Annotated in this window: 7 protein-coding genes; 4 read left to right on the forward strand and 3 right to left on the reverse strand. The window is 62.6% G+C overall.

The window, feature by feature from the left end; all coding sequences use genetic code 11:
• Both OQK_RS30505 and OQK_RS19680 read right to left on the reverse strand, forming a co-directional pair.
• A partial coding sequence (locus OQK_RS30505; RefSeq protein WP_038861429.1) for a trehalase-like domain-containing protein occupies positions 1-588 on the reverse strand: 588 nt, incomplete at its 3' end.
• Positions 581-1,381: a glucose 1-dehydrogenase gene (locus tag OQK_RS19680; RefSeq protein ID WP_016773889.1), complete on the reverse strand. Its 801-nt coding sequence runs from the start codon at positions 1,379-1,381 to the stop codon at positions 581-583. The genes OQK_RS19680 and OQK_RS30505, both read right to left, overlap by 8 nt.
• Positions 1,382-1,613: 232 nt before the next feature.
• Between OQK_RS19680 and OQK_RS19685 the strand changes: the two genes are divergently transcribed.
• Entirely contained in the window at positions 1,614-2,786 is a 1,173-nt protein-coding gene (locus OQK_RS19685; RefSeq protein ID WP_016773890.1) for an MFS transporter, read from the forward strand.
• Between the two features lie 111 nt (positions 2,787-2,897).
• On the opposite strand, the gene OQK_RS19690 is transcribed toward OQK_RS19685, so the two are convergent.
• Positions 2,898-4,031, reverse strand: a complete 1,134-nt coding sequence (locus tag OQK_RS19690) for a cupin-like domain-containing protein (protein ID WP_016773891.1) — start codon at positions 4,029-4,031, stop codon at positions 2,898-2,900.
• 135 nt (positions 4,032-4,166) lie between these two features.
• On the opposite strand from OQK_RS19690, the gene OQK_RS19695 reads away from it, so the two are divergent.
• From OQK_RS19695 to OQK_RS19705, 3 genes are all read left to right on the forward strand, one after another.
• Positions 4,167-4,907 carry a thioesterase II family protein gene (locus OQK_RS19695; protein WP_016773892.1) on the forward strand — a complete coding sequence of 247 codons (741 nt, stop codon included), beginning with the start codon at positions 4,167-4,169 and terminating at the stop codon, positions 4,905-4,907.
• A 35-nt stretch (positions 4,908-4,942) separates the two neighbouring features.
• Entirely contained in the window at positions 4,943-5,926 is a 984-nt protein-coding gene (locus tag OQK_RS19700) for a TauD/TfdA family dioxygenase (protein WP_016773893.1), read from the forward strand.
• 187 nt (positions 5,927-6,113) lie between these two features.
• Positions 6,114-7,257, forward strand: a 1,144-nt coding sequence (locus tag OQK_RS19705; protein ID WP_016773894.1) for a condensation domain-containing protein, incomplete at its 3' end; no start/stop codon positions are given.

A 7,257-nucleotide genomic window follows, 5' to 3' on the forward strand; every position in this document is an offset into this window, starting at 1 on the left:
AAAGCGTGGGTCGGCGCTGCCGCCGAGCATGAATGCGGCGGTTTCATTGTGCTCGAGGGTGAATTGCGCGACGGCCGCTTGCGCGTCGATCTGCAGTGCCTGATCTGAAGCCAGGCGTATCGACGGCTGGCCAGCGGCGTGGAACGTCACGTCCTTTGCGTCCATCTCTGCCCGGGTGTCGGCGCGGCCGTAGTCGTGGCGCACTGCGCAACGCAGGTTGAACGTCGCCGAGCCGCTGACCACGCGCACCCGGCGCATCAGCAGGGGCAGGGCGTCGACATCGTCACCGATGGGCAGCAGATCGGTGATTTCTACCACCGCGTGTTCGCTCAGCCAACGGGTCTGCAAGACGTTGGTGTCGGGCAGGTAAATTTGCTCGCGGCGCGCATCCGGCAAGTCTGGCGCGAGCTGGAAAATCCCTGCTTCAGGGGTGTCGAGCAGCGAGCAGAAGATCGTCGGGCTGTCGAACTCCGGCCAGCAGAAAAAATCCACGCTGCCCTTGTCGTTGACCAGTGCGGCGCTGCGCATGTCGCCGATAATGCCGTGGGCACCGATGGGACTTTGTTGTTCCACTTCAGGCTCAGCCATTGCCGCGAAACTCCGGATAGAGGCTCATCCCGCCATCGATGAACAGGGTGGTGCCGACGATGTAATCGGACAGGTCGGAAGCGAGGAAAACCACTGCGTTGGCAACGTCCTCGACATCGCCAATGCGTCCGTAGGGAATCAGCTCAAGAAGTTTGTCGCCGGCCGCGCCTTCAGTGGCTTCTGTGTTGATGGCCGTGCTGATCGCACCGGGCGCGATGCTGTTGATGCGGATGCGCTGGTGGCTGACTTCCTGGGCGAGGCTCTGCATCAATTGATCGACGCCGCCCTTGGACGCCGCGTAATTGACATGCCCGGCCCATGGAATGCGCTGGTGCACCGAGCTCATGTGAATGATCTTGCCCGCCGCGCGCGACACGCCTTCGCGCACGCCCTGACGCTGGAAAATCCGCAACGCCGCCCGTGCACAGAGGAACTGCCCGGTGAGGTTGACGCCGATCACCGTGTTCCAGTCGTCGAGCGTCATGTCCACGGCGGCAGCGTCTTTTTGCAGGCCGGAATTGGCCACCAGAATGTCCAGCGAGCCGAAGGCTTCGACGGTCTCGGCGAACAGCCGCTCGACATCTTCTTCTTTCGAAACATCCGCGCCGATGGCGAGGGCCTTGCCGCCTTCGGCGTTGATCTGTGCAGCCAGTTCTTCGGCGGGTTCGGCGCTGCTGTTGTAGTTGATCACGACCGCAGCGCCGGCCGCAGCGAGTGCTTTGGCGGCGGCATGGCCGATGCCGGAGCTGGCGCCCGTGACCAGCGCCACCTGATGAGCGAGGGAAATCTGCATGACGATTCGCGCCTTGGTTCAAGAGACTTAAGTAGCTGACTGATGGCAGACGCTGAGAGTTCATTTGCTGGAAGCGGTGATTGCGCGGGCCCCTTCGCGAGCAGGCTCGCTCCCACAGGGGACTGCATTTCGAATGTGCGAGCGAAGGGCCTTCACAGACCGCTAACAATTGCGCGCTTCCACGGCATTCAAGGCTATGGCAACTTGGCCGCCCCTGATGAGGCTGCAATCGATGGCAAACCCCTACCGCGAATTGTTCACCGCCCCCGGCGCCCGTGCTTTTGTACTGGCCGGGATGCTGGCGCGCATGCCGATTTCGATGACCGGCATCGGCCTGATCACCATGCTTGCGCAGTTGAACCGCGGTTATGCGCTGGCGGGTGCGGTGGCGGCGACGTTTGCCTTGGCCACGGCGTTTTGCGCGCCGCAGGTATCGCGGTTGGTGGACCGTTATGGGCAGGGGCGGGTGCTGCCAATCGCAGCGCTGACCGGTGGCGGCGGGTTATTGATGTTGCTGCTGTGCACGCGTTTGCAGGCGCCGGACTGGACGTTGTTCGTCTTCGCCGCGCTGGCCGGGTGCATGCCGAGCATGTCGGCGATGGTGCGGGCGCGCTGGACCGAGATCTATCGTGGCCAGCCGCAATTGCAGACGGCGTATGCGCTGGAGTCGGTGCTCGACGAAGTGTGTTTTATCGTCGGGCCGCCGCTGTCGGTGGGGCTGTCCGTTGCGGTGTTTTCCGAGGCCGGGCCGCTGGCGGCGCTGTTGGCCCTGGCCATCGGCGTGACGGCGTTTGTCGCCCAGCGCAGCACCGAGCCGCCCGTGCACGCGCAGGAGTCGCAGCATCAGGGCTCGATCATTCGCTCGACCGACGTGCAATGGCTGCTGGCGTTGATGCTGGCGATGGGCGTGATCGTCGGGGTGATCGACGTGGTCAGCGTCGCTTTCGCTCAACATCAGGGCCAGCCGGCAGCGGCGAGTATTGTTTTGTCGGTGTACGCGATCGGCTCATGCCTGGCCGGCATCGCCTTCGGTGCGATGCGTTCGAAACTGCCATTGCCGCGCCTGTTTCTCTACGGCGGCGTGGCGACGGCGGTGACCACGCTGCCGCTGCTTTTGGCGAGCAACATCCTTGGCTTGTCGATCGCGGTATTTATCGCCGGGCTGTTCTTTTCACCGACGCTGATTGTCGCGATGGCGTTGATCGAACGCATCGTGCCACCTGCAAAACTCACCGAAGGCCTGACCTGGCTGGTGACCGGGCTGAGCATCGGCGTGGCGATAGGCGCCGCCGGTTCCGGCGCGCTGGTGGATGCGTTTGGCGCGCGCAGCGGATTCTGGCTGGCGATTGCGGCGGGAGCGGTGGTGCTGATTTCAGCGTTCCAAAGTTTCCGTCACTTGAAATGAAATTCCACTGTGGGAGCGAGCCTGCTCGCGAAGGCGGTGTGTCAGTAAATATCTTCATACCTGATACAACGCATTCGCGAGCAGGCTCGCTCCCACAGTTATTTTGCGGTGTTACCAGCCGCGTCCTGAGTTGATCCAGAAGTTGACAGATAGCGACGTCGACACCGACTCCACCTGATGGAACCAGCCCTCTGGCAAAAACAGCAGATCCCCAGCCTCCAGCGTCACCCGCAAAAACGTCACCTCCCGCGCTGCCGGGAAACGTTCATAGTCCGGCGCGTCCGGGTTGAAATCGCAGCCATCCAGGCCTCCCTTGGGCGCGGTCGACCAGGTGCCCAGCGCTTCGCGGTGATGCGGCGCGGCGAGAGTGAATTTTTTCTGCCCCCAGACCTGGGCGAAGAGGTTGTCGGTGTCATCGCGGTGCAACGGCGTCAGCGTGCCCTTGGGGCCGATCCAGATCCGTGGCGGGATGAACAGCGAGGTGTCGAAGTAGGGCGGGTATTGAATCTGTTGCAGCAATTGCGCCGGCAGAATGTTGTTGCCCATGTACGCCGGCGGCTCGCCGTCCGCGCCCTTGACCGCCGGGCTGTCCAGCGAGGCGATGAACTCGGCCATCGAGGTCGAGCGGAAATCACGCTCGGTGGAAAAGGTCTTCTTCACATAATCGCCATGGCGGGTGATGCCTTGCAGTTCGGCAAAATGCACCAGCGATTCCTCACGGCTCAGGCTGAACAACGGCCAGTCGTGCAGGGCATTGCTGATCACCAGCGGAATGCCGTTGGGCAGATAACGGGTTTCGAATTCGTGCCGGCTCAACTCGGCGCGCGCACGACGTTCGACGCTGGTCTGGCGAGGCAGCGCGGCAGTGAGCTTTTCGCTGAAGCGTGGCGGCGTCGGGTAGCGCTTGTTCATGTCGACCTTTGCCACCGTGCCGCCACCCTGGCGAGCGTGGTCGATGATCTGCGGCAACATCGTCGCCAGGCCCATGTTGCCGCCAATCTTCAAGCGACCGCTGGCGAACAGTTCCTCGACGTTGACCACGCCGGCCATGATCCCGAGAAAATCCTTTTCAGCGACTTCGATGGTCACGTCCGGACGCGGGTGGCGCCCGACTGCCGTGCGCTGGCTGGTCTTGATGTCGTACCAGTACGCCTGCTGCCCACTGAAAATGAACTGGAAAACTCCCTCGATGCCGACCGCGCCGGCGTTGGCGAACAACTTGCCCAGAATGCTCTGCAGGTCCACGGTGATTCCCTCGCGATTGTTGTTCTTTTCCTGAACAGGCAACGAGCGGCTGGCGGGGGAATTTAGCGGCCGGCGACTAATTTGTCCGGCCAGTGATCCGTCTTTCTTGCAGACACATTTTTCAAGGAAAGCGCGGTGACCAAGCTGACATTGCTGTGCCTGCCCTATTCGGGCGCCAGCGCCATGGTTTACAGCCGCTGGCGGCGCCAACTGCCAACGTGGCTGCAATTGCAACCGGTGGAACTGCCGGGGCGTGGCGCGCGGTTCGATGAACCGCTGCAAACCGACATGCGCGCACTGGCGCGGCAACTGGCGCGCGAGCACAAGCCGGGGCTGCAAGGCCCGTATGCGTTGTTCGGGCATAGCCTGGGTGCGTTGCTCGCCTGCGAACTGGCCCATGCCTTTCGCGAGTCGGGTGTGCCGGAGCCGCTGGCGCTGTTCGCCTCCGGCACCGCTGCGCCGTCCATGCGCAGCGATTACGACCGCGGCTTTGCCGAACCGCGCAGTGATGAAGAACTCATCGAACAGTTGCGCACCTTTCAGGGCACCAGCGAAGAAGTCCTCGCCAATAAAGAGCTGATGAGCCTGACCCTACCGGTGCTACGCGCCGATTTCATGATGTGCGGGCGCTTCACGCCTGCCGAGCGGCCCTTGCTCAATTGCCCGGTGCACGTGCTCGGTGGCAAGGAAGACCGCGCCACCACCGAACAACTGATCGGCTGGAGCAAAGAGACCCTGGGCAGTTTCTCGGTGGACATGATGACCGGCGGGCATTTCTTCATTCATGAACATGAAGCGCGGGTCATTCGCACGATCAAGACGCATCTGGAAGTGCATCACCGACGCCTTGCGCAGGCCGTGCAACCGGCGTTCTGAGACGCGACCCATCTATCATTTTCAGGAGGCCAGTCATGGCTGTTGCTCTGGGGTTTTCCGTGCGGCCGTTGCTGCCGCAGCGCGGACGTTTGCCGCTGTTGGTCGAGGCGGGCGATGCCGACACCGATCTGTTGGCGGTATTCGATGAATTGAAGGCCTTGGTCGACGAGCATTTGCTGCGCGACGGTGGCGTGCTATTTCGCGGTTTTCGCCTCGATGGCGCCGAGCAGTTCCGCCAGTTCGCCGCGAATTTCGGCCATCCGCTGCTGAACTACGAGTTCGGCTCGACGCCGCGCACCAACGTCACTCAAGGCGTGTACACCTCCACCGAATACCCGGCGCACCAGAGCATTCCGTTGCACAACGAACAGGCCTATTCCCGCGACTGGCCGATGAAGATCTGGTTCTACAGCATGATCGCTGCCAGGTCCGGCGGCGAGACGCCGATTGCCGACAGCCGCGAAGTGTACCGGCGCATCCCCGTGGCGATCCGCGAGCGGTTCGTCAGCAAAGGCCTGATGTACGTGCGCAACTTTGGCAATGGCCTCGACGTGGCGTGGGAAGACGTGTTCAACACCGAAGACCGTGAAGTCGTCGAGGCCTACTGCAAGGCCCACGGCATTGTCTGCGAATGGAAGGACGACGGTGAGCTACGCACGCGGCAGACCTGTCAGGCGGTGGCGGTGCACCCGGTGACGGGCGATCACGTCTGGTTCAATCAGGCGCACCTGTTTCATATCTCCAACCTGCCAGCGGACGTGCGCGAAAGCTTGCTCGATATCGTTGACGAAGAAGACCTGCCACGTAATGTCTACTACGGCGACGGCTCGCCGATCGAAGACGAAGTGCTGGCGCAGATTCGTGCGGTGCTCGACGACTGTGCGATCAGTTTCCCCTGGCAGGAGGGCGATGTGCTGATGCTCGACAACATGCTCTCGGCTCACGCGCGCTCACCGTTCGAAGGGCCGCGCAAAGTTATCGTGGCGATGGCCGAGGGGCATTCGCAGGACGTGCGTTAGGCGCTTCGCCACTCTTCAACTCAAATGCCGAATCCGGGCCTGTACCGGCTTCGGCATTTGTCTGTCTGGCCTTTGTACCGTCGGGCCGTGATTGCCGCTGGCGCGCTAAATCATCGCGCGGGCCATTCGTTCTTGTTGATACGACCGGGTCTCCAGGTCACGCCGCCGATCAGCAAGGACTCCACGCATGAATGCCGCAGACGCACAGAAACTAGCCCGCCGCTTTATCGAATTGCCCCAGGACAAACGCCGTCTGTTCCTCGCCGGCATGGCCCGCGAAGGCATCGATTTTGCGCAGCTGCCCATGACCGCCTGCGACGGCATCGCCGAGCGTGACGGCCTGTCTTACGCGCAGCAGCGCATGTGGTTTCTCTGGCAACTGGAGCCGACCAGCGCCGCCTACAACCTGCCGATGGCTGTGCGTCTGGATGGTGAGTTGCAAGTCGAGGCACTGGAGCAGGCCTTCAGCCGTCTGGCGGCGCGCCACGAATGTTTGCGCACCACCTTCGGCCAGGACGGCGAGCGTGCCTTCCAGCGTGTGGCCGAACCAAAGCCACTGAAGTTGCCGCTAACTGACTTGAGCGAATTGCCCCAAGCCCAGCGCTGGCCGCTGGCGCAGCAGCACATGATGGCCGAGGCGACCCAGGCCTTCGACCTGCAGAACGGCCCACTGCTGAGTCTGCGGCTGTTGCGCTTGGCCGCGCAGGAACATGTGTTGCTGCTGACCCTGCATCACATCATCGCCGACGGCTGGTCGATGAACATTCTGATCGACGAATTCATGCGCACTTACGACGCGCTGGTCGCCGGGCGTGAACCGACGCTGGCGCCCTTGACCGTGCATTACCGCGACTATGCGCTGTGGCAGCGCAGCTGGCTGGAGGCCGGTGAGCGCGAGCGGCAACTGGACTACTGGCGCACGCAACTGGGCGACGAACATCCCGTGCTGGAATTGCCCACCGACCGCGCCTATCCGGCGCAAGCCAGCCATCAAGGCGCACGCCTGGAAACGGTGATCGACGCTGCCCTGCGCGAAGAACTGAAAAACCTTGCCCAGCGTCAGGGCGTTACCTTGTTCGTGGTGTTGCTGGCGGCGTTCAAGACCCTGTTGCATCGCTACAGCGGCCAGACCGATATTCGTGTCGGCGGGCTGATCGCCAACCGCACCCGCAGTGAAACCGAGGGCCTGATCGGCTTCTTCGTCAACACCCAGATTCTGCGCAGCGTGGTCACCGCACAAACGCCCTTCACCGAGTTGCTGCAGAACCTGCGCCAGGCCGCCCTCGGCGCCCAGGCCCATCAGGATCTGCCGTTCGACGCCTTGATCGAAG

It is taken from the genome of Pseudomonas sp. R62 (assembly GCF_000257605.1).
GTDB lineage: Bacteria > Pseudomonadota > Gammaproteobacteria > Pseudomonadales > Pseudomonadaceae > Aquipseudomonas > Aquipseudomonas atacamensis.